The organism is Actinoplanes solisilvae, from assembly GCF_003999975.1.
In the GTDB taxonomy this organism is placed as follows: Bacteria; Actinomycetota; Actinomycetes; order Mycobacteriales; family Micromonosporaceae; genus Actinoplanes; species Actinoplanes solisilvae.
Genome location: NZ_RJAC01000001.1, coordinates 19,003 through 43,508, shown reverse-complemented (window position 1 = coordinate 43,508; position 24,506 = coordinate 19,003). Strand labels below are relative to the sequence as shown.

Below are 24,506 nucleotides of genomic sequence, written 5' to 3'. Positions count from 1 at the left end.
ATAGGGTGCCGCCGATGCTTTCCCGCGACCTTTTGGGGTAGAACCTTCTCCATGCCTAGGACCGACGCGCCGGTCGGCGCACAGCAGTGGGTGCCGTCCGAGCCGAAGAGCATCGACGAGCTCAAAGCGGCCGCGGCCGGCTGCGAGGGCTGCGAGCTCTACGCCGACGCGACACAGACGGTCTTCGGTCGCGGCGCCGCGAACGCCCGCCTGGTGCTGGTCGGCGAGCAGCCCGGCGACGTCGAAGACCAGAAGGGCCTGCCGTTCGTCGGTCCGGCCGGGCGCCTGCTGCGCGAGGCGGTCGACGACGCCGGCCTCGACGCGACCGACGTCTACATCACCAACGCCGTGAAGCACTTCAGATTCGAGCTGCGTGGCAAGCGGCGCATCCACCAGAATCCCGGCCCGGCCCACATCACCGCCTGCCGTCCCTGGCTGGTGGCCGAGTTCTCGCTGCTCAAGCCCGAGCTGGTCGTCATCTTGGGTGCGACCGCGGGCCGGGCGCTGATCGGCCCGTCGTTCCGTGTCACCCAGCAGCGCGGCAAACTGATGCCCTGGCCCGCCTCGGCCCAGCACCCGGGTGACTTCCCGGTCGCCGAGATCCAGGCGCTGGCCACCATCCACCCGTCCGCGGTCCTGCGCGCCGACGATCGCGAGACGGCGTACCGCGGCCTGGTCGACGACCTCAGGATCGCGGCCGGCGCCCTGACGTGAGCAGCACCTCGAGTCCGTCGAGAATGCGTTCCAGTCCGAACCGGAACGAGCGCTCGGAGTCTCGTACGGCGTTGTATTCCTCGCCGGCCGTGGTGCCGACCCGGCCCGAGATCGGGTAGGCCGCGGGCGGCATCAGGCGTTCCAGCACGGGCGCGTTGACCTCCCACCATTCGAGGTCGGTGATGCCGGACTGCTCGGCCGTGCGCAGGGCGGCGACGTCGGCCCGCGCCGACGCGCCGGTGAAGTCGCCGATCAGCGTGATCGTCTGATCCATCTCGAGATCGGTGAAGCCGGCGCCTTCGATCGCCGCCAGCTGCCATTCCCACCGGTCGGAGCCGTTCGGCCCGATCCACGGCCGGCTCTGCTCGACCTGCAGCAGCCACGGATGCCGATGGAACTCGTCCCACATCTGCCGGGCCACCACGGTCAGCCGCTCACGCCAGTCACCGGCGTGCGGTGTCAGCTCGGGCTCGCCCATCACCTCGTCGACCATCAGGCCGATCAGCTCGTCGCGGCTCGGGACGTAGGTGTAGATCGACATCAGCTTCAGCCCGAGCCGGTCGGCCACCTTGCGCATCGAGAACGCCGGCAGGCCCTCCTCGTCGGCCACCGCGATGCCGGCCCGGATCACCTCGTCGACGCTGAACCGCTGCTTCGGCCCTCGTGACCCCTGCGGCGTCCCCAGCACGCGCCGCCACATCAGGCTCAGCGTTCTGTCGACGTCCCGATTTTCCATGTGCCGAGATTACCCCGTGGGGTGTACGGTGTACCGCGCACCAAATACCGTAAGGCATACGGAGTTAGGAGCAGCGAGTGAATCTCGAGGCAGAGGGTCTACGCAAGAAGTACGGGGACGTGCGGGCGCTCGACGGCTTCGACCTGGCCGTGCCGCCCGGCGTGATCCACGGTCTGCTCGGTCCGAACGGGGCCGGCAAGACCACGGCGGTCCGCGCGCTGGCCACCCTGATCGACGTCGACGGCGGCGTAGCGAAAGTCGCCGGATTCGACGTACGGACCCAGGCCGCGCAGGTGCGCCGGCGGATCGGGCTGATCGGCCAGAACGCCGCGGTCGACGAGATCCTCGGCGGCCGGCAGAACCTGGTGATGTTCGGCCGGCTCTACGGTCTCGGCAAGTCGGACGCGCGCACCCGCGCCGATCACCTGCTCGCCATGTTCGGCCTGGCCGAGGCGGCCGAGCGGGCGGTGTCGACCTACAGCGGCGGCATGCGGCGGCGGCTCGACATCGCGGCCGGCTTCATCCTCACCCCGGCGGTGCTCTTCCTCGACGAGCCGACCACCGGGCTCGATCCGCGAGGGCGTAACGAGGTCTGGGGCGCCGTCCGCGAGGTCGCCGACAGCGGCACCACCGTGCTGCTGACCACGCAATATCTCGACGAGGCGGACAACCTGGCCGCCCGCATCTCGGTGATGAACCACGGCCGGGTCGTCGCCGACGACACCCCGGACGCGCTCAAGCGGCAGATCGGCGGCGGCCGGGTCACCGTGACGATCGCCGGGGAAGCGCCGCTGCAGACCGAGCAGATCTCCGCCGCCGTCGGCATCCCGGCCGTGGCCGACGCCGTGGCGCGCAGCCTCACCTTCGAGATCGGCGCCGAGGTCGCCGCGATCGCCCGAATCGTCCGCGCCCTGGACGAGTCGGGCCTCACCCCCGAGGATCTGGTGCTGCGGCGGCCCACTCTCGACGAGGTCTTTCTCACCCTGACCGACAACTCGCGGGAGGCCGTCCGATGATCGCGCTCCGAGCCGGCTGGATCCTCACCCAGCGAAATCTGGCCCATTGGGTACGTCAACCGTGGGCACCCATCTTCGGGCTCATGTTCTCGATCATGCTGTTGCTCGTGTTCGGCTTCCTCTTCGGCGGCGCGATCACGGTGCCCGGCGGCGGCGACTACCTGGCCTTCCTGCTGCCCGGCATGCTGGCGCTGAGCATGATGTTCGGCGTCGAGAGCACGGCCACGGCGATGACGAACGACGCCCGCAAGGGCATCACCGACCGGTTCCGCTCGTTGCCGATCGGCAGTTCCTCGGTCGCCCTCGGCCGGGTCGGCGCCGACCTCGCCAACTCGGCCGTCGAACTGCTGGTCCTCATCGCCGGCGGCCTGCTGATCGGGTGGCGGATCACCTCGGACCCGGGGTCGGCCGCCCTGGCCGTACTGCTGCTGTTGTTCTTCCGGTTCGCCATGCTCTGGATCGGCATCTTCGTCGGCCTGGCCTTCCGCGGCGAGGGTGCCGCGATGGCCGTGCAGGTGCTGGTCTGGCCGATCGGCTTCCTGTCGACGGCCATCGTCTCCGTCGAGACGATGCCGGGCTGGCTGGGCGCGATCGCCGCCTGGAACCCGCTGTCGGCCACGGCCACCGCGGCGCGCGAGCTCTTCGGCAACCCGACCGGCATCACCGAGGGACCGCTGGCCGACTCGGCGGTGTGGCTGGCGGTCGGCTGGCCGGTGGTGCTCACGGCGGTGTTCCTGCCGCTCTCGGCGCGGGCCTACCGCCGATTGCGGGCTGGGTAGGCTCAGGGGGTGCGGTTGACGGATTTCTGGACACGGCTGGAAGAGGCCTTCGGCGCCCCCTACGCGCGCAGCATCGCGGCCGACCATTCCTTCACCGAGCTAGGCGACCGCACCATCAATCAAGCGATAGCTGACGGTATCGATACGGCCACCATCTGGCGGGCGGTGGTGGCCGCGTACCCCGATCGAGTGCCCTCCCGCCTGCGATAAGGCGACTTTCGTACACCCGTTCTGGCGTGTCACTCGATCGTCGTACACGTGTTCGGCTATTGTCCACAGCGGCCTGCTTATCCACAGGCCGGGGCAGGGCGGCGAATTTTTGTCATACCCACCGCCTACCTTGATGCCCGTGGTGAACAGAAGCGCATCGGCGAAGACGCCCGCGAAATCGAGTACAGGGGTGGCGGACATGGTGGCAGGACCTGACCGGGACAAGGCGCTCGATCTGGCGTTGGCACAGATCGACAAGCAGTTCGGCAAGGGCTCGGTGATGCGGCTGGGCGAGCGACCGGTCGTGGAGACCGCGATCATCAAGACCGGCTCCATCGCTCTCGACGTGGCGCTCGGCGTCGGCGGCCTGCCGCGCGGCCGCGTCATCGAGATCTACGGCCCCGAGTCCAGCGGTAAGACGACGGTCGCCCTGCACGCGGTGGCCAACGCCCAGCGCAACGGCGGCATCGCGGCGTTCATCGACGCCGAGCACGCCCTCGACCCGGAATACGCGAAGGCCCTCGGCGTCGACACCGACGCGCTCCTGGTCTCCCAGCCCGACACGGGTGAGCAGGCGCTCGAGATCGCCGACATGCTGATCCGCTCCGGCGCGCTCGACATCATCGTCATCGACTCGGTGGCCGCGCTCGTGCCGCGCGCCGAGATCGAGGGTGAGATGGGCGACAGTCACGTCGGTCTTCAGGCCCGCCTGATGAGCCAGGCGCTCCGCAAGATCACCGGCATTCTGAGCAACTCGGGCACGACCGCGATCTTCATCAACCAGCTTCGCGAGAAGATCGGCGTCATGTTCGGCTCGCCCGAGACCACGACCGGTGGCCGCGCGCTGAAGTTCTACTCCTCGGTCCGGCTCGACGTGCGCCGCATCGAGAGCCTGAAGGACGGCACCGACGTGGTCGGCAACCGCACCCGCGTCAAGGTCGTCAAGAACAAGGTGGCCGCGCCGTTCAAGCAGGCCGAGTTCGACATCATGTACGGCAAGGGCATCTCGCGCGAGGGCTCGCTGATCGACGTCGGCGTCGAGCAGAACATCATCCGCAAGTCCGGCGCCTGGTACACGTACGACGGTGACCAGCTCGGCCAGGGCAAGGAGAAGGCGCGCGAGTTCCTGAAGGAGAACCCCGACGTCGCGGCCGAGATCGAGAAGAAGATCCTCGAGAAGCTGGGCGTCGGCCAGACGACCGGCGACGCTGCCGGCGGCCCCGAACTCCCGCCGGTTGACTTCTGATCATGCCTGGCCGCCGGGGCGCACGTTCCGGGCGCGGGTGGGACGCGATCCCACCCCGCCCTGCCCGTGCCCACGATGACCACCCCTCCGGCGAGCTCCCCGCCGGCGACGATCCGGAACGCGGCAACGTTCCTACCCGTCGCCGGCGGGCTTCCGGGGGGTTCGGCGCCGACGGGCGCGAGCGAGGCGCCGGCGGACGCGAACCGGGTGCCGACGGGCGTGAGCCCGCCAAGCCGGCGCAGAGCGAGGGCGAACGGGCGCGCGAGATCTGCCTGCGGCAGCTTGCCGTGCGCCCGCGCACCCGGGCCGAGCTGGCCAAGGTGCTCGCCCGCAAAGAGATCTCCGACGAGGTGATCGCCGAGGTCCTCGACCGCTACGACGAGGTCGGCATCATCGACGACGCCGCGTTCGCGCGGGCGTGGGTGTCCAGCCGTCACCACGGCCGGGGCCTGGCCCGCCGGGCGCTCGCCAACGAACTGCGCCAGCGCGGCGTCGACGCCGAGGTGGCCACCGAGGCCCTCGAATCGGTCGACGACGACGATGAGGCGGCGACGGCCCGCGCCCTGGTCGACCGCAAGCTGCGCACCGCCACCGGCGCGCCCGACGCCGTCTTCCGCCGCCTGGTCGCCATGCTGGCCCGCAAGGGCTACCCGGCGGGCGTGGCCTTCCGCGCGGTCAAAGACGCCCTGGCCGCCCGCGACGCCGAAGCAGCCGAGTTCGCCGACCAGATAGACCCCGACGCCCTGGCCTCAGACGCCGACCCCACCTCCTGACCTCGCCCTCCGACTCCTGCCCTTGCTCTCCACCTGCCTGCCTTCACCTCTTTCGTCTTTGGTCTGCCGTCCACCCGCCCCCGCCCGCCTCGTGCCTGCCGCATGCGCGGGCGATCGATGGTGCTCTACATGAGACATCGGCGTTCGCCACTGGTTGGTAGGATGCGACCTTGTGACCGAGCACTCGCAGAGCGGCATGCGGGGTAACGGTCCCTTCGAGGAGGGTGCCGACCCGGCCGCGCCCTCCGGCGCGCAACAGCCGGCCAAACCAGGCGCCTCCGATGCTTCGCCGCACGACGAGCAGGCTGCGGCTTGGGTGACTGAAGACGGTCCTGAGCCGACTGGCGGCCCAAACCCGGCGAGCGGCAGCCAGCCCAACCCGAGCGCCGACCCGCGGCCCGCGAGCGACGGCCCCTACCACCCGAGCGCCGACCCGCGGCCCGCGAGCGACGGCCCCTACCACCCGAGCGCCGACCCGCGGCCCGCGAGCGACGGCCCCTACCACCCGAGCGCCGACCCGCGGCCCGCGAGCGATGGCCTCTACCACCCCGACGCCGACCCGGGCCCCGTGAACGACCGTTCCTATCCGGCTGCGTCGTCCTACCCCGCGAGTGACGCGACGCCGAGCTACGGCCCGTTTCACAACAGCGCTGATCAACCGGAAGGCTGGGCGGACACGCCGTACGGCCTCGCGGCTCCTCCTGGGCGCCGGATCGAGCCCTCCCCGCCACCCCGACGCAGCCGCCTCGGTCTCGGGCTCGTCGCCGGGCTGGTTGCAGGTCTGCTGGTCTTCGGCACCGGCGGGTTCTTCGCGGGGCGCTTCACGGCCCCTGAGGCCCGGTCCAGCGGCGCCACCCAGCCGGGTCAGCCGGGTGTCTTCGAGCGGAATCAGGCCGCGATCAACCGGCCCGACTTTGCCGGTTCGCGGCTCACCGCGATCGCCGAGGGCTGGCTGCCGTACCTGTCGACCTGTTCGCGCAGTGGTTCCCCGGGCGGCCCGAGGCTCGGCGACGGTGAGAAGGTCCGGGTCCGCTGCACGCTCGACGGCATGAGCGCGATCTTCGTCGAGTACAGCTCCACCGCCGAACGCGACAAGGCACGCGCCAAGGTCCTGGCGCAGGCGGACGACGCCCGAACCCTTACGAAAGGTGTCGCCGCGCCCACCGAACGGGATTCACCCTCCGGGCGCACCAACGGCAACTACCTAGAGTACGCATACCGTCTCACGGAGAGTGGTGCGACCAGAACGATCAGTGCGCTGTGGTGGGATGACGCACAGAGCCCCGTTGCGGGCTACCTGCTGGCGTACTGGGCGGAAGGTCTGGGCGAGAAGTGGGAGCCGATCCGCGATCTCTGGTCCCGGTACGCCTGAATTGCCCGCCACTATCGTGAGCTGGGCGTAAGCAAGTCTGTGCCCTAAGTCCCATCCGCTGCCGAATCATGGAACCTTGACCGAAGTGGCACTTGCGACCTAGCCTCGCGTTACACAAGGTTTGTTCGACCATCGCATGCAACACGCACAACATAGATCGCATCACATTACGGCATCACTTGGCCGCCGCCGCGAAAGCCAGCGCAAGTAAGCGACAGCAAGCGACAGCGAGCTGACGCAACACGAACATCGCGAAAAGCGACCCACGGCAGCGAAGAGTGACGCCGCCCCGGCACCCGACCGCAGTGCCGAGGCCCCGGATATAGAGCGCGGTCGGCCCCGCACACCCCCGAGGTGTCGCGGACCGATGACGCCTGCGGTCGCCGTGCCTTGGTCGGGCATCCCGCAACGGGTCCACGCGCGTGAGACGCGCGTGCGGCGAAGGGAGACGCGGCGAGATGACCGCCCTGGACTGGGTGCTGGTGGTGGCGATCGTCGTCCTCGGCGTCCTCGTGGTCGCCGGCATGCTGCTCGGCGCCCGCGCGCTGCGCCAGCTGCACAAGGTTCGCGCGGACGCCCAGGGACAGGGCCAGGCGGTCGACGACGCGCTGGCCAAGGTCGACGACGCCAACGCCAAGGCCGCTTCCGTACGGGCCGAGACCGCCGCCGCCAAGGCCGAGGCCACCGCCGCGCGCGCCGAGGCCCGCCGGGTTCTCGAGGCCGCGCACAGCGAGGCCGACACGATCCTCGAGCACGCCCACCGTCAGGCTGAGGCCGACGCCGAGCAGGTGCGCATGGTCGCCCGTCGTCAGGGCGAGCGCGAGATCTCGCTGCTCAACACGACCGCGAAGGAACAGGCGGCCGAGGTCGAGCGCCGGGCCGCCCGCATCGACGAGCGCGAGCGGCTGCACGCCGAGGAGGTCGAGCGGCTGGTCGAGCGCGAGCGCCGCCTCGCGACGATGGACTCCGACCTCGCCGGCCGCGAGTCCGCCCTGGCCGAGCGGGAGTTGACGCTGGCCGGAGCCGAGGAGTCGAAGCGCCGCGAGCTCGAGCGGATCGCCGGCCTGACCGCCGACTCGGCCCGCTCCGAGCTGGTCGAGAGCATCGAGGCGCAGGCCAAGCGCGAGGCCGCGATTTTGGTGCGCGACATCGAGAGCGACGCGAAGAGCACCGCGGACACCCGGGCTCGACACATCGTCGTCGACGCCATTCAGCGGATCGCCAGCGAGCAGACCGCCGAGAGCGTGGTCAGCGTGTTGCACCTGCCCAGCGACGAGATGAAGGGCCGGATCATCGGCCGTGAGGGCCGCAACATCCGGGCCTTCGAGTCGGTCACCGGGGTCAACCTGATCATCGACGACACCCCGGAAGCCGTACTGCTCTCCTGCTTCGATCCGGTGCGGCGCGAGGTCGGCCGGCTCACCCTCGAGAAGCTGGTGCTGGACGGCCGCATCCACCCGCACCGCATCGAGGAGGTCTTCGAGACCGCCAAGAACGAGGTCGACCAGCTCTGCGACCGAGCCGCCGAGGAGGCGCTGGTCGACGTCGGCATCACCAACCTGCACCCCGAGCTGATCAAGCTGCTGGGCCGCCTGCGCTACCGCACCAGCTATGGCCAGAACGTGCTCAAGCACCTGGTCGAGACCGCGCACATCGCCGGCATCATGGCCGCCGAGCTGGGCCTGGACGTCCCGTCGATGAAGCGGGCGGCGTTCCTGCACGACATCGGCAAGGCGCTCACCCACGAGGTCGAGGGCAGCCACGCGCTGATCGGCGCCGACCTCGCCCGCAAGTACGGCGAGTCGGAAGACGTCGTGCACGCGATCGAGGCGCACCACAACGAGGTGCAGCCGCAGACGATCGAGGCGGTGCTGACCCAGGCGGCGGACGCCTGCTCGGGTGGCCGGCCGGGAGCACGGCGCGAGAGCCTGGAGGCGTACGTGAAGCGCCTCGAGCGTATCGAGGAGATCGCCGCGAGCAAGGTCGGCGTCGAGAAGGTTTTCGCGATGCAGGCCGGGCGCGAGATCAGGGTGATGGTGCGCCCGGACGACATCGACGACATCGGCGCCGCGGTGCTGGCCCGCGACGTCGCCAAGCAGATCGAGGAGGAGCTGACCTATCCGGGTCAGATCCGGGTCACGGTCGTCCGCGAGTCACGCGTCACCGAGCTCGCTCGTTAGTCCGAGCTGCTCGCGCAGGATGTCGGCGTGGCCGCAGTGCTGCGCCAGTTCCCGCAGCATGTGCAGGTAGACCCAGCGCAGCGGGATCGGCCCGCGCCGGTTGCCGGGCAACTTGTCGTCCAGGTCGAGGTCGGCCACCGCGAGCCGCGAGGCCTCGGTTGCTTCCACATACGACGCGCGCACCGACGCGATGGTGTCCGAATCGTCCAAGACAAAGGATTCGTCCGCATCGGCGGGAATGCCGATCGATGCGCGAGAACGCCCGGTCACGGCCTCGTCGAACCACACCTTCTCGACGAAGGTCGCGTGCTTCACGAGACCGAGCAGGGTCGTGCGTGACGGCACCAGCGACCGGCGAACCTGTTCCTCGGTGAGGTCGTCGAGGCAGTCGTGCAGGGCCCGGCGATGCTCGTCGAGGAAGACCTCGAACTGGGCTCGTAACGGCAGGTTGATGGCGTCGTCCGCGGAGATCACCGAGGAAGCCTCTCAAGCACGATGGCCCCGGAGCAAGCTGCCGGGGCCATCGTGAAGGAACAGCAACGAGTCAGACGGGATTGACCTCGTCGGCGCCGGCCGCCGCGGCCTGCACCGCCGGAGCCGTGGGGCCCCGACCGGTCACTCCGGCCGTCTTGCGGCCGCGGGCCAGGCGGCGCTGGATGTACTGCGCCAGCTTCGAGAGCGAGTAGTTCACCGCGATGAACAGGACGGCGATGATCGTGTAGGTCTGGATCGGGTTGCCCAAGGCACCGATGATCTGCTTGCCGATGTTCAGCAGTTCCTCGTAGCTGATGATGAAGCCGAGCGAGGTGTCCTTGAGGACGACGACCAACTGGCTGATCAGGGCGGGCAGCATGATCCGGAACGCCTGCGGCAGCAGGATCGTCACCGTCGTCTGCAGCGGGGACAGGCCGATCGCGACCGCCGCCTCGCGCTGGCCCGGGGGCAGACCCTCCATACCCGAGCGCAGGATCTCGGCTATCACCACGCCGTTGTAGATCGTCAGGCCGATCACCAGGTACCACAACGTGTCGAAGGTGATGCCGAACTCGGGGAAGCCCCGGGCGACGAAGAAGATCGTGATGACGACCGGAAGACCACGGAAGATTTCGACGCAGGCCCGGGTGAGCGCGGTCAGGGCCAGGCTGAGACCGCGCAGCAGGATCGACACCGGAGCGGCCAGGCCGGTGAAGCGGCGCCGGTTGAGCTCCTTGAGCTGCAGCCGCAGAACGGCGACCAGGGTGCCGATCACCAGCGAGGCGACGATGGCGAGCACGGCCGCGATCAGAGTGTTCTTCGCGCCGATGCCGATGCGCTTCCAGACCTGGGAGAAGTTCTCGTTGCCCGGATCGATCAGCGGGCCCCAGAGCTCCAGCGAGAACTGGCCTTTCTCGTCGAGCGGCTTGTAGACGAGGAAGTAGAGGCCGGCCAGCACCACCAGCGCGGCGACGGCGCTGAAGATCTGGGTGTACCGGCGCTGACGTGGGCCGGGAACGTCGTAGAGGACGGCCTGCTGGCTCATCGGGCCGCCACCGCCTGCCGGCGCTCGATCCGGTCGAGGAGGGCGCCGAGCGGCACGGTCATAATCAGGTATCCGATCGAGATGCCGATGGCGACGGGGATGAAGGCGTAGCCCTCGGCGCCGGTGAGCTGGTCGGCCGTCGAGGAGAGGTCACCGACGACGCCGAAGAAGCCGATCAGCGCGGAGTTCTTGATCATCGCGATGATCACCGAGCCCAGCGGCACGATCGAGGCCTTCCAGGACTGCGGCAGCACCACGTATCGCAGGTTCTGTCCGAAGGTGAGACCGAGTGACCGGGCGGCCTCGGCCTGGCCGGGGGAGACCGCGTTGACGCCCGAGCGCAGCGCCTCGCAGACGAAGGCCGCGGTGTAGAGGATCAGGGCGATCAGGGCGAAGCGAAAGTATGGAAGGTCCGTGCCGAGCCGGGTGAAGATCGCGTCGATCACGGGGATGCGCAGGAAGTTGGCGTTCGATCCGAGAGCGGGCAACCCGAACGCGGCGAAGAACATGACCACGGTCAGCGGCATGTTGCGGAACACGGTGACGTAGGCCGTGCCGAGTGCCCGCAGCGGCGGCACCGGCGAGATGCGCAACACCGCCACGACGGCGCCCAGGATCAGGGCGCCGATCGCAGCGAGTATGCAGATCTGAAAGGTGAGCCAGAAGCCGCCCGCGAAGACGTCGAACTTATCGATGAGTACATTCACGGGTTCGGCTTCTCCCCAGTCCTTCGAATCAGGTATTCAGGTGGATCAGTAGCGGTTGACGGCGGGAGCGGTGCCGAGCTCGGCACCGAACTTGCCGGCGGTGTCGTCCCACGCCTTCTTCCAGGAGCCGTCCTGGAAGGCCTTGTCCAGCGTGTCGTTGATGAAGCCACGGAACGCGGTGTCGTCCTTCTTGACGCCGATGCCGTAGGGCTCCTTGGTGAAGTTGTCACCGGCGAGCTTGAACGACGTCTCGTCCTTGGCGATGTAGCCGAGGAGGATGACGTTGTCGGTCGTCACGGCGTTGACCTGGCCGCCCTTGAGCGCGTCACGGCACTTGTCGTAGGTGTCGAAGAGCACCACCTGGCTGGCGACGTCCTTGACGTGCTTCTTGATCTCCTCAGCCGGGGTCGAGCCGGTGACGGAGCAGACCTTCTTCGTGCCGTCCTTGAACGAGTCGGGGCCGGTGATCGAGGTGTCGTCCTTCTTCACCATGATGTTCTGGCCGGCCTCGTAGTACGGACCGGCGAACGCGATCCGCTCCTTGCGCTTGTCGTTGATCGTGTAGGTCGCCACGACGAAGTCGACGTTGTCGTTGATGATCACGTCTTCGCGGACCTTCGAGGGCGATTCGACAAACTCGATCTTGTCCTCGGGGATGCCGAGCTCCTTGACGATGATCTTCGCGATCTCGACGTCGAAGCCCTCAGGCTTGCCCGACAGGCCCTTGAGACCGAAGCCGGGCTGGTCGAACTTGGTGCCGACCTTGACGACCTGAGCCTTGTTGAGCCGCTCCATCGTGCTGCCCGCGGCGAAGGACTTGCCGCCGCTCACCGCGGCGTCGTCGCTGCCCGCGTCGTCGCCACCGCAAGCGGCCAGGCCGAACGCCAGAGCCGAGGCTGTTGCCAGTGCGGCTACCCGTGTCAAACGCATGATTTCTCCTTTATCGATCGGGACGCCGTAAACAGTCTGCGAGCCCGAGGGCGGTTCAGTGCGTGAGGATCTTGGAGAGGAAGTCCTTCGCCCGCTCGCTCCGCGGGTTGGTGAAGAACTCCTCCGGGGGCGCCTGCTCGACGAGCTGGCCGTCGGCCATGAAGACCACCCGGTTGGCCGCGTGCCGCGCGAAGCCCATCTCGTGGGTGACGACGACCATCGTCATGCCGTCGCGGGCCAGCGAGGTCATCACCTCGAGCACCTCGCCGACCATCTCGGGGTCGAGAGCGCTGGTGGGCTCGTCGAAGAGCATCGCCTTGGGCTGCATCGCCAGGGCCCGCGCGATCGCCACGCGCTGCTGCTGACCGCCCGAGAGCTGTGCCGGATATTTGTCGGCCTGGTTGGCGATGCCGACCCGGTCGAGCAGGGACATGGCCCGCTCGCGCACGATCGCGGACTTCTCTTTGCGCACCTTGACCGGGCCGAGCATGACGTTCTGAAGGATCGTCTTGTGCGCGAACAGGTTGAAGGACTGGAAGACCATGCCGACCTCGCTGCGCAGCTTCGCCAGCGGGCGGCCCTCGGCGGGAAGCGGACGACCGTCGAACGTGATGGTTCCGGTGTTGATCGGCTCGAGCCGGTTGATCGCACGACAGAGCGTGGACTTCCCCGATCCGGAGGGTCCGATCACGACCACCACCTCGCCCTTGGCGACGGAGAGATTCACGTCGTCGAGAACGTGGAGGGGGCCGAACCACTTGTTCACTTCGTCGAGGACGATGAGAGCCTCGTCGGACACTGCTGGACCACCGTCCTGTCTACGGATCACCCGGATGGGCACACTCTATGTGTGCCCTTGTATCGGTTCACACCGAGAATGGTCACGGAGCGGTAACACAGAGAGTGCGGAACGAGGGCATTGTCCACCATGTTCGGTATGGCTGACAGCGATCCGACAGGCGGCCTTTGGAACTGGGCGGCCCAGTCGTCCCTTTCCGGCGATCGGGTTCACGGCGCGCTCGCCGGGGCCCTGGAGCGCACGGTTGTGCCGCTCGGGCCCGATCCGGTCGACGGAGCGGTGCTCTGCGACGTCTACCGGGTCGGCGGTGACTTCCCGACGCTCATCGATGTCTACCTGGCGCCCGAGAACATCGCCGAGTCCACCGCGGCGAGCGCCGTCGCCGTCCGTTTAGAGATCGAAATCATGCTTCCGGACGACACGCTCGACCCCACCCGCTACGTCCTGGCCGCCCCGGACGGCAGTCTGCGACCGGTGCACGTCGACGAGGTCGAGACCGACGACGGCCCGGAACGCCGGCGGGCGCGCCCCTGCACCGCCGCCGGCACGGCCTGCGGCGGGTCCCGTTACAAGCCGGTCGACGACCCGGGCAGGCCTGCTGCCGCCTGAGGGAGGCAGTACCCTGGTCAATTGCCATGACTACCGAAACGCAGGGCACCGCGCGCACCTACGACGTGCGCACCTACGGCTGCCAGATGAACGTGCACGACAGCGAGCGCATCTCCGGTCTGATGGAAGATGCGGGCTACGTGCGCGCCGCCGATCCGGAGGCCGCCGACGTCGTGGTCTTCAACACCTGCGCGGTTCGGGAGAACGCCGACAACCGCCTCTACGGCAACCTCGGCCACCTGCGCCCGACCAAGGTCAAGAACCCGGACATGCAGATCGCCGTGGGTGGCTGCCTGGCCCAGAAGGACCGCGGCGACATCGTCAAGAAGGCCCCCTGGGTCGACGTCGTCTTCGGCACGCACAACATCGGCTCGCTGCCGGCCCTGCTCGAACGCGCCCGGCACAACGCCGCGGCCGAGGTCGAGATCCTCGAGTCGCTGGAAGTGTTCCCCTCGACGCTGCCCACCAAGCGCGAGTCGACGTACGCGGGCTGGGTCTCGATCTCGGTCGGCTGCAACAACACGTGCACCTTCTGCATCGTGCCGTCGCTGCGCGGCAAGGAGAAGGACCGTCGTCCGGGCGAGATCCTGGCCGAGGTCGAAGCGCTCACGAAAGAGGGCGTCCTCGAGGTCACCCTGCTCGGGCAGAACGTGAACTCGTACGGCGTCGAGTTCGGCGACCGGCTCGCCTTCGGCAAACTGCTGCGGGCCACCGGCGAGATCGAGGGCCTCGAGCGGGTGCGTTTCACCAGCCCGCACCCGAAAGACTTCACCGACGACGTGATCGCCGCGATGGCCGAGACGCCGAACGTCTGCCACTCGCTGCACATGCCGCTGCAGTCCGGCTCCGACCGCGTGCTCAAGGCCATGCGCCGCAGCTACCGCCAGGAGAAATACCTCGGCATCATCGACAAGGTGCGGGCCGCGATGCCCGACGCCGCGATCACCACCGACATCATCGTCGGCTTCCCCGGTGAGACCGAGGAAGACTTCGAGCAGACCCTCGAGGTCGTGCGCCGGGCCCGCTTCTCCAGCGCCTTCACGTTCCAATACTCGAAGCGCCCCGGCACGCCCGCCGCGGTCATGGAGGAGCAACTGCCCAAGGCTGTCGTGCAGGAGCGGTACGAGCGTCTGATCGCCCTGCTCGAAGAGATCACCTGGGCCGAGAACAAGAAGCTCGTCGGCGAGAAGGTCGAGGTGCTCGTCGCGGTCGGTGAAGGCCGCAAGGACGAGCGTACGGGCCGGATGAGCGGCCGGGCCCGCGACGGCCGGCTCGTGCACTTCGCAACCGGCGACCTCGCCCCGCGCCCCGGTGACATCGTCGAGACCATCGTGACCTACGCGGCCCCGCACCACCTGAACGCCGACGGTGCCCCGCTCAGCTTCCGGCGTACGAGGGCCGGCGACGCGTTCGAGGCCGGCCGCACGCCGAAGCTCAAGGGCGTGTCGCTGGGCCTGCCGACGATCGGTGTGCCGGCGCAGCTCCCGGCGGCCGAGGGCTGCTCGCTCTGATCCGTTCCACCAGGGCGCGCGTCGCGGGCGGGTCGGGAGGCTCACCCGCGACCGCGACGCTTATCCGACGGGCCCGGCCCGGCAACGGCACCACGCGAACGTTCGCGTTGCGATGCCCGGCCAGGGCGAGCGCGGGCAGCGTGGTCACCCCGAGGCCGCTCGCGACCAGCTGCTGAGCGGCCACGTAGTCGTCGGTGGTGAACCGGATGTCCGGTGTGAACCCTTCCGCGGCGCACGCCCGCAGCAGCTCCGCCCGGCAGCGCTCACACCCGCCGATCCATCGCCGCTCCGCGTGGTCGGCGAGCCGGTCACCGGCCCAGTCCAGCGGGGTGACCAGGCACGTCTCGTCCTCGAAGAGCTCCTCGGCACGCAGCCCGGCCAGGTCGGGCCCGCCGTCATGGGCGAAGAGCACGGCCACGTCCACCTCGCCGCGGCGCAACAGGTCGACGGCCTCGGGCGGCTCGGCCTCACGGAAACTGAGCTCGACTCCCGGATGGTTGAATCCCGCGGCCGCGACCGGCACGAAAGTTCCCAGCGCCGAGGGAAAGGCCGCCAGCCGAACGCGTCCCGCCCGCAGTCCGGTGTGCGCCGCCAGCTCCTGTTCGGCCGCGTCGAGCCGCCCCAGGATCTCTTCCGCGCGATCGGCGAGCACCCGCCCCGCCTCGGTGAGCCGGATGCCGCGCCCGACCCGCTGCACCAGCCGGCTGCCGGTCTCGGCCTCGAGCCGCGCGAGATGGTGACTGACCGACGGCTGGGCGTAGTGCAGCGCCCTCGCCGCGGCGGTGACCGACCCGTGCCGGGCCACCGCGACCAGCACCCGCAGACGAGCGACGTCGAGCATGCGGCCAATCTATCGACCGCGTCTATGAATTCGGCCGCGATCCGGCATTGGACCGATGGACCGGTTCACCCCGACCATCAAGAGCATGCATTTCTCGTACGCCTCCATCAGCGCCGCCGCCACGACGGTCGCCCGCCACCTGCCGCCCACCACCATGTGGTCCTACCCGGTGCTCAACGCCGCCGTCGGTGCGGACGTGTACGTCAAACACGAGAACACCCAGCCGGTCGGCGCGTTCAAGGCTCGCGGCGCCCTGAACCTGATGTCGTCCTTGCGAGCGGGCACGGTCACCTATTCGACCGGCAACCACGCGCAGTCGATGGCATGGGCCAGCCGGCTGTTCGGCCTGCCGTGCACGGTCGTCATGCCCTCCGACGCGAACCCGTCGAAGGTCGCCGCCGTACGCGCCTGGGGTGCTTCGGTGATCCTGACCGGCACCGTCCTGGCCGACGCAGAGGCGCACGCCGTCGAACTGGCTTCGCAGACCGGGCAGCGCCTCGTGAGCCCCGGTGACACGCCGGAACTCGTGGCCGGCGTCGGCACGCTGTTCGTGGAGATCCTCACGGCCCGCCCGGACCTGTCGGCGATCCTCGTCCCGGTCGGCAGCGGCACCGGTCTGGCCGCCGCCACGGTCGTCGCCCGCGAGCTGGCCCCCGGCTGCGAAGTGATCGGCGTCCAGTCGACCTCGTCACCGGCCGCACACGATTCGTGGCGCGCCGGTTCCCTCTGCACGCGCCCCAACCGCACCCGCGTCGAGGGCCTGGCCACCGGCCGCGGCTACGACCTGCCCCAGCAGATCATGAAGGGCGGCGTCAGCGACTTCCTGCTGGTCTCCGACGAACGCATCGCCGAGGCCCAGCGCCTGCTCGCCACGTCGGCCCACACACTCGCCGAGGGCGCCGGGGCTGCTGGGCTGGCCGCGATCCTGGAGTTCCCCGAGCGCTTCGCCGGCCGTACGGTCGCGGTGGTCTGCTCCGGCGGCAACGCCTCCCCGCGCGAACTGGCCGTCCTCGCGCCCGACAGCTAGCGGAGGTTACGCATCAGGTCTCGCAGGATGGTGCTCGACACCTCGCTGCGCTCCTGGACCTGCACCTCGCTGACCACCGGGTCCGGGAGCATGGCACAGCCGGTGCGCCTGTCAGTGGCGGGGCGGCGAAGAGGACGATGCTGCGGCAGGGTGGGAGCGTGACGGACGAAGCGATCAGCCTGCACCCTTACGACCCCGCGTGGCCGGCGCGGTTCGAGAGCGAGGCCGCGGTTCTGGCCGAGGTTCTCGGGCCGTACGTCACCGGCGGCATCCATCACGTCGGCAGCACGGCGATTCCCGGGCTGAGCGCGAAGCCGATCGTCGACATCATGATCGGTGTCACCGACCTCGACTCGTCGCGGGCGTGCATCGAGCCGCTCGCCGGCCTCGACTACTGCTACGCCCCCTATCGCGAAGACGTCATGCACTGGTTCTGCAAGCCGAACCCGGCCCGCCGCACCCACCACCTGCACCTGGTCCCGACCGGCTCGGCGCGGTTCGTCGATGTGCTGGCGTTCCGCGACTACCTGCGGGCCTATCCGGAGGCGGCCGAGCGCTACGAAGCCCTGAAGCAACGGCTGGCCGCCGAACACGCCCACGACCGCAACGCCTACACCGACGGCAAGACCGACCTGGTCGCCACCCTGACCGCCGAGGCCCGCCGCTGGGTCACCGCCGGAACCTGAATGCGAGCCCTCACCGCTCCCGGACGGACGTCAGCCGCGAACGCCGAACTCGATATGCGGAAGTTGTGAATCAGCGGGTCGTGGACCAGCCCGTCAGCTCGGCCACGCGGTCGGTGATCAGGCCGGCCACGCCCGCGGCGGCCAGTTCGGGCCAGACGGTCAGGTCGTTCGCGGTCCAGGGCATCAGGTCGACGCCGCGAGAGGTCAGCTCGGCCACGGTCGCCGGGTCGCCCAGCACATCGGCGATCGACGGGTTGCAGAAGGCGACCTCCAGCTCCTCGACCAGCGGCACTGTTTCGGCGTCGAAGCGCAGGCGCAGCAGGGCGCGTCTCACGGAAGGGGCGACCTCGCGCGCCAGGCGTACGACCTCGGGGTCGAAGCTCTGCACGATGGTGCGGTCAAGCAGGCCGTACGAGCCGACCATCTCCATGATGGTCTTGACCTGGGGCAGCGTGGCCGGGCGCTTGATCTCAAGCAGCAGGTCGGGCCCGGGCGCGGCCAGCAGCGACAGGGTCGCGTCCAAGGTCGGCACACGCACACCGGCGTAGGCGGGCGAGAACCACGAACCCGCGTCGAGAGCGGCGATCGCCGAATACGAAAGGTCCCAGACGTAGCCCGAACCGGAGGTGGTGCGGTCGACCGTGCGGTCGTGGATCACCACGGGGACGTCGTCGAGCGTGGTGCGGACGTCGAGCTCGACCAGGGTGGCCCCGCCCCGGACGGCGGCGGCGAAGGCGGGCAGCGTGTTCTCGGGGGCGACCGCGGAGTAGCCCCGGTGTGCGACACGGTGCATCAGAAGAGGTCCACCTCGCCCGTCGCGATCAGCACCGCCGGACCGGCCAGCCACCAGCGGTCGTCGGCGTCGTGGGTGACGGTGAGCCGGCCGCCGGGCACGTCGACCGCGACAACGCCCATGGCCAGGCCGGCGTCGCGCAGCGCGGTCGCCCCGACCGCCAGCGCGCCCGAACCGCACGACAGCGTCTCGCCCGCGCCGCGCTCGTAGACGCGCATCGCGACGTGAAGATCAGCGTCGTCGAGCGGCTCGGCGCCCACGACGAACTCGACGTTCACGCCGGCCGGGAACAGACCACGGTCGAAGGCGGGCGACACGTGCAGGTCGAGCGACGACAGCGCCAGGCCGTCGTGCAGCGAGCAGACCAGGTGGGGGTTGCCGCAGTCGACGGCCACGCCCGGGAACGTCAGCGGGCCGGTGGAAGCGGTCGAGGCCCCGTACACCCGAGGGCTTCTCATGTTGACCCGGATCTGATCGCCCTCAAAAACCGCGTGCACCACGCCGGCCCGCGTCGCCACGGCGAAACCGGACGAGGGAGCCAGATCGTGCGTCACCAGGTAGCGAGCGAAGACGCGCACGCCGTTGCCGCACATCTCGGCGATCGAACCGTCGCCGTTGCGGTAGTCCATGAACCACTCGGCCTCGCCGGCCATCCCCGCGGCGGCCGGATCTTTCGCACCGCGCACGACGCGCAGCACACCGTCGGCGCCGAGCCCGAACCGTCGATGGCACAGGGCCGCGACCTGGGCGGCGGTCAGATCGAGGACGCCGTCAGCATCCTCGATGATCACGAAGTCGTTGCCGGTGCCGTGGCCCTTGGTGAAATGCACGCGTCCATCATCCCGTAAGGGCCAGCGCGTCTGCCAACAGCGTCGGGGAGGCGCCGTCGAGCCAGGTCACCGACGGGTCACGCCGGAACCAGGAGCGCTGACGACGGACGAAGCGGCGAGTCCCCCGTACGGTGTCGGCCTTGGCCTCTTCGGTCGAAAGGTCGCCGTCGATCTCGGCGAGCGCCTGCTGATAGCCGAGCGCGCGACTCGCCGTACGCCCCTCTCGCAAACCCTGGGGAATGAGAGCGCGCACCTCGTCGAGCAGGCCCGCCGCCCACATCAGGGAAACCCGCGTCTCGATTCGTTCATCAAGATCAGAACGATCGACGCCGATCTGCACCGACGGGTAACGGGGCGTCGGCGCGGGGAGGGCCGCGGTGAACGGCAGGCCGGTCAGCTCGATGACTTCCAGCGCCCGCACGATCCGCCGCCCGTTCGACGGCAGGATCGCCGCCGCCGCCGAGGGGTCGCGGGACCGCAGCCTCTCGTGCAACGCGCCGGATCCCACCGCCGCCAGCTCCTCCTCGAGCCGTGCTCGGATGCCGGGATCGGTGCCGGGGAACTCGAACTCCTCCAGAACCGCCCGCACATAGAGCCCCGACCCGCCGACCAGCAGCGGAACCCGCCCCCGGGCCGCGATGTCGTCGATCGCCGCCCGGGCCAGCCCCTGATATTCGGCGACCGCGGCCGGAAATCCGACATCCCAGATGTCGAGCAGGTGGTGCGGAACGCCCTCGCGCTCGGGCAGGGTGAGTTTCGCCGTGCCGATGTCCATGCCCCGGTAAAGCTGCATCGAGTCGGCGTTGACGACCTCGCCGCCCAGCTCATGGGCGAGGGCGAGGCTCAGAGCCGACTTGCCCGCCGCCGTCGGCCCGACGACAGTGATCACGCGCGGAGCTGTCGAGAACGGCACGGAGCAACGGTAGGACAAGGTTTGGCCACGGTCATCGGCGGGCGCTTCCCCGTAACCGGGTTGGACCTGTGACAATGCGCGAGAAAGAATGCCGTAGAAAAGCTTGGCGTTCGACTGTGCTGTGGCGGTTGTCACCGATCAGGCGTGATCGGTGACGCCGGGAAGACGAGGATGGGTCATGAACGACTGGACGGCCTTCGGGCGCGTGGATGCCGACGGCACCGTGTACGTGAAGACCGCGGAGGGCGACCGCGTGGTCGGCTCCTGGCAGGCAGGCACGCCCGAGGAGGGACTGGCCCACTTCGCGCGGCGCTTCGCCGACCTGGTGACCGAGGTCGACCTCGTCGAGGCCCGCCTCAAGTCCGGAGCGGCCGACGCGTCGCATTCGCTGAGCAGCGTGAAGCGCCTGCGCCAGCAGCTCGACGAGGCGCACGTGGTGGGCGACATCGACGGGCTCTCCGCCCGGCTCGACCGTCTCGCCGGGCTCGCCGACGAGAAGGCCGGCGAAGCTCGCGCGGCCCGCGAGGTGGCCCGCACCGAGGCGCTCGCCCGCAAGACCGCGCTGGTCGAAGAGGCGGAGAAGATCGCCGCCGACTCGACCGGCTGGAAGTCGGCCGGCGACCGCCTCAAAGAGATCCTCGACGAGTGGAAGACCATCCGCGGCGTCGACAAGAAGACCGACGGCGAGCTGTGGAAGCGCTTCGCGACCGCCCGTGACGGCTTCACCCGCCGCCGCGGCGCCCACTTCGCCACCCTCGACGGCCAGCGCAAGCAGGCCCAGACCGCCAAGGAAGAGCTGGTCAAAGAGGCCGAGAGCCTCTCCGAGTCGAGCGAGTGGTCGGCGACGGCCAACCGGCTCAAAGAGCTCATGGCCGAGTGGAAGGCCGCTCCCCGCGCCGCGAAAGAGGCCGAGCAGCGCCTCTGGGAACGCTTCCGGGCTGCGCAGGACGCCTTCTTCACCCGCCGCAGCGAGGTCTTCTCCGCCCGCGACGCCGAATACAAGGGCAACCTCGACCGCAAGCAGGCGATCCTGACCGAGGTCGAGGCGCTCGACGTCGACGCCGACCCGCGCGGCGCCCAGAACAAGCTCCGTGACGCCCAGGCCGCGTGGCACGAGGCCGGCCGCGTTCCGCGCGAGTCGTCCGCGTCGCTCGACCGTCGCTGGCGGGCCGCCGAGGAGCGCATCCGCGTCGCGATGGACTCGGCCTGGCGCAAGACCACCCCCCAGGACAACCCGCTCCTCCAGCAGATGCGCGAGCAGGTCGCCGAGGCCGAGCAGCGTCTCGAGCGCGCCAAGACGGCCGGCGACCAGCGCCGCATCAAGGAAGCCGAGCAGGCGCTGAACTCGAAGAAGCAGTTCCTCGCTCTCGCCGAGCAGGCCAACTGAAAACATGAGGTACGGGGGTCCGGCGCCTCTTCGCTAACCCGAAGGGCTCTCGACCCCCGCCCCCTGCTTCCGCCCGGCCCGGCCCCGTGGGGGTCCGGGCCGTAGTGCCCTTTTCGCGTTATTGCATGGCCAGGCGACGGGACAACAGAATCGCCGGATTCACTCGTCCGGGCGTATATCGAGTACGACAGACGCTGCTACGGTGAGCCGATGTCCAGCAAATGGCCACGGATGACGCAGCCGACGCGATCGGTGCTGGACGTGCTTTCCGATGCCAGCGAAGACGAACCGGTCTTCGGGCTGGGCATCTGCGAGGAAGCCGACCTCGGCCCAGGCACGGTCTACCCCATTCTCGAGCGACTGGCCGAGCTGGGCTGGGTCGATTCGCGGTGGGAGACGGAGCAACCGTCCGGTCGGCCGCGAAGGCGCTATTACTGGCTGACCGGCGTCGGCCGCGTCGAGTCGGCTGCGGCACTCGCCGCCCGTGCTGCCCGGCGGAGCCGCTGGACGACTTCCGGTCCGATTCCCGGAATGTCCCGATGAGCGAGGTCGCACGGAGACGCGGCAGTGCGTCGCTCGCGTACCTGGCCGGTCTATGCCTCGGCCTGGGCCTTGGCGTCCTGACTTGGAGATACATCGGCCGTCAATGGTTCCCCTGGACGCTCGTAGCGGTGGACGTGGTTTGGATCGCGGCCTCGCGGCTATTGGGCCGGTCTCGCCCGCAGGCAAGGCTCGTGCGTTCCGCACGCTGGGGGACGGTCGCGGGCGGGGTCGTCTACTCAACCTTGACGATCTCGGTGACTGACGATGTGTGGCGCGTCGTCTCCATAGTCGGAGCCGGGCTCAGCATCTGGCAATCGTTCTGGGGCGCGCGATCGGTCGATCGCTCGACGAGGTCTCGATGGTGGACGTCCGGTTTGTTCCGTCGCTTGCCACTGATCATTGCTGAGCTGGCGGCTTCGTTGGCCGGGCCTCGGCGGGCGAGTGATGCCGAAGCGTGGCGAGCCCACCTGCTCGGCGACCCTGACCGTGGTGTCGCGCTGACCCGACGACAACAATGGAGCACCGCCGTCGGGTTTCTGTTCGCGGCAGGCCGGATGCGCTGGAACGATCTGTGTCGGCAGATGTGCCGTCCGGCCGATTGGATCGTCGCGTCGGAGGTGCGGATCGCGAAGTTCGTCGTCACGGCCGGTGTCGTGGCCGGAGTGTCGCTGCACCAGCACGGCGGGTGGGCGCGCGTCTGGGACGACTTCGAGCAGTTGGGCGTGCTGGTCGGCGTCCTGTCCGGCGCTTGTTACGGGTGGCGTCGGCTGCGAGGAATCGACCGAAGCCCTGGGTGAACTCCAAAAAACGGCGGGTGCCGGAGGCGCCCGCCGTTTTCGTTTCGCTTCAGCCGGTCGTCGCGACGGCCCGGAGTACTGATCAGGCCGCCGCGAAACCGGGAACTTTCCCCATGCCGCACTTAAAAGGTCTCTTCGGGCGCTTCGTCCAGTTCCGCCTCGGACAGCGCGGCCGAGTTGTGGGACGACGCGACCGGGCCGCGGACCGCGGCGCGGATCGCCGCGGCGACGGCCGGGGTGACCTTGGGGTCGAAGACGCTCGGGACGATAACGGTGGGGTTCAGCTTGTCCTCGCCCACGACGTCGGCGATCGCGCGGGCCGCGGCCAGCGCCATCTCCTCGGTGAACTCGGTGGCGCTCACGTCGAGCATGCCGCGGAAGACGCCGGGGAAGGCCAGCACGTTGTTGATCTGGTTGGGCTGGTCGGAGCGGCCCGTGGCGACGACCGCGGCGTGCTGGCGGGCGGCGCGCGGGTCGACCTCGGGGTCGGGGTTGGCCAGCGCGAAGACGATCGACTTGTCGGCCATCTTGGCGATGTCGTCGCCGGTCAGCAGGTTGGGGGCGCTCACGCCGATGAAGACGTCGGCGCCCACGATCGCGCCGGGCAGGTCACCGGAGTAGTTGCTCTTGTTCGTGTGCTCGGCCAGCCACTGCCAGGTTTCCGACATGTCGGCCATGCCGCGGTGCAGAGCGCCCTTCCGGTCGTACGCGATGATGTCGCCCACGCCCTGGCGGAGCAGAAGCTTCATGATCGCCGTGCCGGCCGCGCCCGCGCCCGAGACCACGACTCGTACGTCCTGCATGCGCTTGCCGACCACGCGCAGCGCGTTGGTCAGCGCGGCGAGCACGCAGATCGCCGTGCCGTGCTGGTCGTCGTGGAAGACCGGGATGTCGAGCTGTTCGCGCAGCCGCGCCTCGATCTCGAAGCAGCGAGGAGCGGCGATGTCCTCGAGGTTGATGCCGCCGTAGGCCGGGGCGATGGCCTTGACGATCGCGACGATCTCGTCGGTGTCCTGCGTGTCGAGCACGACCGGCCACGCGTCGACGCCGCCGAACCGCTTGAACAGGGCGGCCTTGCCCTCCATGACCGGCATCGCGGCGGCCGGGCCGATGTTGCCCAGGCCGAGCACGGCCGAGCCGTCGCTGACCACGGCGACCGTGTTGCGCTTGATCGTCAGCCGGCGGGCGTCGGCCGGGTTCTCGGCGATGGCCATGCAGACGCGGGCCACCCCCGGGGTGTACGCCCGGGAGAGCTCGTCACGCGTGCGGAGCGCGACCTTCGGCGTCACCTCGATCTTGCCGCCCAGGTGCAGCAGGAAGGTGCGGTCGCTGACCTTGCGGACGTCGACGCCGTCCTGCTCCTCCAGGGTCTTGACGACCTGGTCGGCGTGGTTCGAGTCGGCGGTGTCGCAGGTGAGGTCCACCAGCACGCGGGTGGGGTCGGAGTCGACCACGTCGAGTGCCGTCACGATGGCGCCGGCCTCGCCGACACAGGTGGTGAGCCGGCCGATGGACGAGGCGTCCGCGGTAACGGCGATCCGGATCGTGATCGAGAATCCTGCGCTGGGCAGGCGGGTGGTCACCACGG

The 24,506-nt window shown here is 69.4% G+C and carries 26 protein-coding genes; 15 read left to right on the top strand and 11 right to left on the bottom strand.

Translation table 11 applies throughout. The features are described 5' to 3' along the window. Positions 1–51 precede the first annotated feature (51 nt). Positions 52–714, top strand: coding sequence for a UdgX family uracil-DNA binding protein (locus EER30_RS00205; RefSeq protein ID WP_127497071.1), 663 nt, complete (start codon positions 52–54; stop codon positions 712–714). On the opposite strand, the gene EER30_RS00200 is transcribed toward EER30_RS00205, so the two are convergent. Further along, complete coding sequence (locus tag EER30_RS00200; RefSeq protein WP_127497069.1) at positions 686–1,450, bottom strand: TetR/AcrR family transcriptional regulator; 765 nt, start codon at positions 1,448–1,450, stop codon at positions 686–688. The genes EER30_RS00205 and EER30_RS00200 overlap by 29 nt on opposite strands. 77 nt (positions 1,451–1,527) lie before the next feature. On the opposite strand from EER30_RS00200, the gene EER30_RS00195 reads away from it, so the two are divergent. The 7 genes from EER30_RS00195 (at position 1,528) to rny (ending at position 9,026) form a co-directional block, all read left to right on the top strand. Then, the gene (locus EER30_RS00195) at positions 1,528–2,466 is read left to right on the top strand and encodes an ATP-binding cassette domain-containing protein (protein ID WP_127497067.1); all 939 of its coding nucleotides are present in this window, start codon (positions 1,528–1,530) and stop codon (positions 2,464–2,466) included. Further along, the gene (locus EER30_RS00190) at positions 2,463–3,245 is read left to right on the top strand and encodes an ABC transporter permease (protein ID WP_127497065.1); all 783 of its coding nucleotides are present in this window, start codon (positions 2,463–2,465) and stop codon (positions 3,243–3,245) included. The genes EER30_RS00195 and EER30_RS00190 overlap by 4 nt, the downstream gene beginning before the upstream one ends. Positions 3,246–3,254: 9 nt before the next feature. Continuing rightward, positions 3,255–3,455 (top strand): DUF3046 domain-containing protein, encoded by a 201-nt coding sequence (locus EER30_RS00185; RefSeq protein WP_127497063.1) that lies wholly within the window; start codon positions 3,255–3,257, stop codon positions 3,453–3,455. A 199-nt stretch (positions 3,456–3,654) separates the two neighbouring features. Then, positions 3,655–4,701 (top strand): recombinase RecA, encoded by a 1,047-nt coding sequence (gene recA, locus EER30_RS00180; protein ID WP_127497061.1) that lies wholly within the window; start codon positions 3,655–3,657, stop codon positions 4,699–4,701. A gap of 2 nt (positions 4,702–4,703) precedes the next feature. Beyond that, positions 4,704–5,474: a regulatory protein RecX gene (locus EER30_RS00175; protein ID WP_127497059.1), complete on the top strand. Its 771-nt coding sequence runs from the start codon at positions 4,704–4,706 to the stop codon at positions 5,472–5,474. Between the two features lie 172 nt (positions 5,475–5,646). After that, positions 5,647–6,846, top strand: a complete 1,200-nt coding sequence (locus EER30_RS00170; protein ID WP_127497057.1) for a hypothetical protein — start codon at positions 5,647–5,649, stop codon at positions 6,844–6,846. Positions 6,847–7,304: 458 nt separating this feature from the next. Further along, positions 7,305–9,026, top strand: a complete 1,722-nt coding sequence (gene rny / locus EER30_RS00165) for a ribonuclease Y (protein ID WP_127497055.1) — start codon at positions 7,305–7,307, stop codon at positions 9,024–9,026. Here rny and EER30_RS00160 read toward each other — a convergent pair. The 5 genes from EER30_RS00160 to EER30_RS00140 all read right to left on the bottom strand — a co-directional run bounded on the left by EER30_RS00160 (position 9,000) and on the right by EER30_RS00140 (position 12,981). Further along, positions 9,000–9,500: a DinB family protein gene (locus EER30_RS00160; RefSeq protein WP_240669682.1), complete on the bottom strand. Its 501-nt coding sequence runs from the start codon at positions 9,498–9,500 to the stop codon at positions 9,000–9,002. The two genes, rny and EER30_RS00160, sit on opposite strands and share 27 nt — an antisense overlap. A 70-nt stretch (positions 9,501–9,570) precedes the next feature. Further along, positions 9,571–10,545 carry an amino acid ABC transporter permease gene (locus tag EER30_RS00155; RefSeq protein WP_127497053.1) on the bottom strand — a complete coding sequence of 325 codons (975 nt, stop codon included), beginning with the start codon at positions 10,543–10,545 and terminating at the stop codon, positions 9,571–9,573. Further along, positions 10,542–11,252, bottom strand: a complete 711-nt coding sequence (locus tag EER30_RS00150; protein WP_127497051.1) for an amino acid ABC transporter permease — start codon at positions 11,250–11,252, stop codon at positions 10,542–10,544. The genes EER30_RS00155 and EER30_RS00150 overlap by 4 nt, the downstream gene beginning before the upstream one ends. A gap of 45 nt (positions 11,253–11,297) precedes the next feature. Beyond that, positions 11,298–12,182, bottom strand: a complete 885-nt coding sequence (locus tag EER30_RS00145) for a glutamate ABC transporter substrate-binding protein (protein ID WP_127497049.1) — start codon at positions 12,180–12,182, stop codon at positions 11,298–11,300. Between the two features lie 55 nt (positions 12,183–12,237). After that, on the bottom strand, positions 12,238–12,981 hold the full coding sequence (locus EER30_RS00140; protein WP_127497047.1) for an amino acid ABC transporter ATP-binding protein: 744 nt from the start codon (positions 12,979–12,981) through the stop codon (positions 12,238–12,240). Positions 12,982–13,119: 138 nt separating this feature from the next. Here EER30_RS00140 and EER30_RS00135 point away from each other — a divergent pair, with 138 nt between their 5' ends. Next, on the top strand, positions 13,120–13,590 hold the full coding sequence (locus EER30_RS00135) for a hypothetical protein (RefSeq protein WP_240669681.1): 471 nt from the start codon (positions 13,120–13,122) through the stop codon (positions 13,588–13,590). Between the two features lie 26 nt (positions 13,591–13,616). Next, positions 13,617–15,101: a tRNA (N6-isopentenyl adenosine(37)-C2)-methylthiotransferase MiaB gene (gene miaB / locus EER30_RS00130; protein ID WP_127497043.1), complete on the top strand. Its 1,485-nt coding sequence runs from the start codon at positions 13,617–13,619 to the stop codon at positions 15,099–15,101. On the opposite strand, the gene EER30_RS00125 is transcribed toward miaB, so the two are convergent. Beyond that, positions 15,025–15,942 (bottom strand): LysR family transcriptional regulator, encoded by a 918-nt coding sequence (locus EER30_RS00125; protein ID WP_127497041.1) that lies wholly within the window; start codon positions 15,940–15,942, stop codon positions 15,025–15,027. The genes miaB and EER30_RS00125 overlap by 77 nt on opposite strands. A 55-nt stretch (positions 15,943–15,997) precedes the next feature. Here EER30_RS00125 and EER30_RS00120 point away from each other — a divergent pair, with 55 nt between their 5' ends. Both EER30_RS00120 and EER30_RS00115 read left to right on the top strand, forming a co-directional pair. Continuing rightward, the gene (locus tag EER30_RS00120; RefSeq protein ID WP_240669680.1) at positions 15,998–16,969 is read left to right on the top strand and encodes a threonine ammonia-lyase; all 972 of its coding nucleotides are present in this window, start codon (positions 15,998–16,000) and stop codon (positions 16,967–16,969) included. 158 nt (positions 16,970–17,127) lie between these two features. Beyond that, entirely contained in the window at positions 17,128–17,655 is a 528-nt protein-coding gene (locus tag EER30_RS00115; RefSeq protein WP_205650079.1) for a GrpB family protein, read from the top strand. A 70-nt stretch (positions 17,656–17,725) separates the two neighbouring features. Here the strand turns inward: EER30_RS00115 and EER30_RS00110 are convergent, their stop codons facing one another. The 3 genes from EER30_RS00110 to miaA are packed head-to-tail and all read right to left on the bottom strand — an operon-like array spanning position 17,726 to position 20,209. Then, positions 17,726–18,448: a glycerophosphodiester phosphodiesterase gene (locus tag EER30_RS00110; RefSeq protein ID WP_127497038.1), complete on the bottom strand. Its 723-nt coding sequence runs from the start codon at positions 18,446–18,448 to the stop codon at positions 17,726–17,728. Then, positions 18,448–19,278, bottom strand: coding sequence for a diaminopimelate epimerase (gene dapF, locus EER30_RS00105; RefSeq protein WP_127497036.1), 831 nt, complete (start codon positions 19,276–19,278; stop codon positions 18,448–18,450). The genes EER30_RS00110 and dapF overlap by 1 nt, the downstream gene beginning before the upstream one ends. Positions 19,279–19,285: 7 nt before the next feature. Next, complete coding sequence (gene miaA, locus EER30_RS00100) at positions 19,286–20,209, bottom strand: tRNA (adenosine(37)-N6)-dimethylallyltransferase MiaA (protein WP_432417489.1); 924 nt, start codon at positions 20,207–20,209, stop codon at positions 19,286–19,288. A 160-nt stretch (positions 20,210–20,369) separates the two neighbouring features. Between miaA and EER30_RS00095 the strand changes: the two genes are divergently transcribed. The 3 genes from EER30_RS00095 to EER30_RS00085 all read left to right on the top strand — a co-directional run bounded on the left by EER30_RS00095 (position 20,370) and on the right by EER30_RS00085 (position 22,918). After that, complete coding sequence (locus tag EER30_RS00095; RefSeq protein ID WP_127497034.1) at positions 20,370–21,578, top strand: DUF349 domain-containing protein; 1,209 nt, start codon at positions 20,370–20,372, stop codon at positions 21,576–21,578. A gap of 231 nt (positions 21,579–21,809) precedes the next feature. Continuing rightward, positions 21,810–22,121: a PadR family transcriptional regulator gene (locus EER30_RS00090; RefSeq protein WP_127499199.1), complete on the top strand. Its 312-nt coding sequence runs from the start codon at positions 21,810–21,812 to the stop codon at positions 22,119–22,121. A 242-nt stretch (positions 22,122–22,363) separates the two neighbouring features. Beyond that, positions 22,364–22,918, top strand: a complete 555-nt coding sequence (locus EER30_RS00085) for a hypothetical protein (RefSeq protein WP_127497033.1) — start codon at positions 22,364–22,366, stop codon at positions 22,916–22,918. 122 nt (positions 22,919–23,040) lie between these two features. Here the strand turns inward: EER30_RS00085 and EER30_RS00080 are convergent, their stop codons facing one another. After that, positions 23,041–24,504, bottom strand: a complete 1,464-nt coding sequence (locus EER30_RS00080; protein WP_127497031.1) for an NAD-dependent malic enzyme — start codon at positions 24,502–24,504, stop codon at positions 23,041–23,043. Between the last annotated feature and the right edge of the window lie 2 nt (positions 24,505–24,506).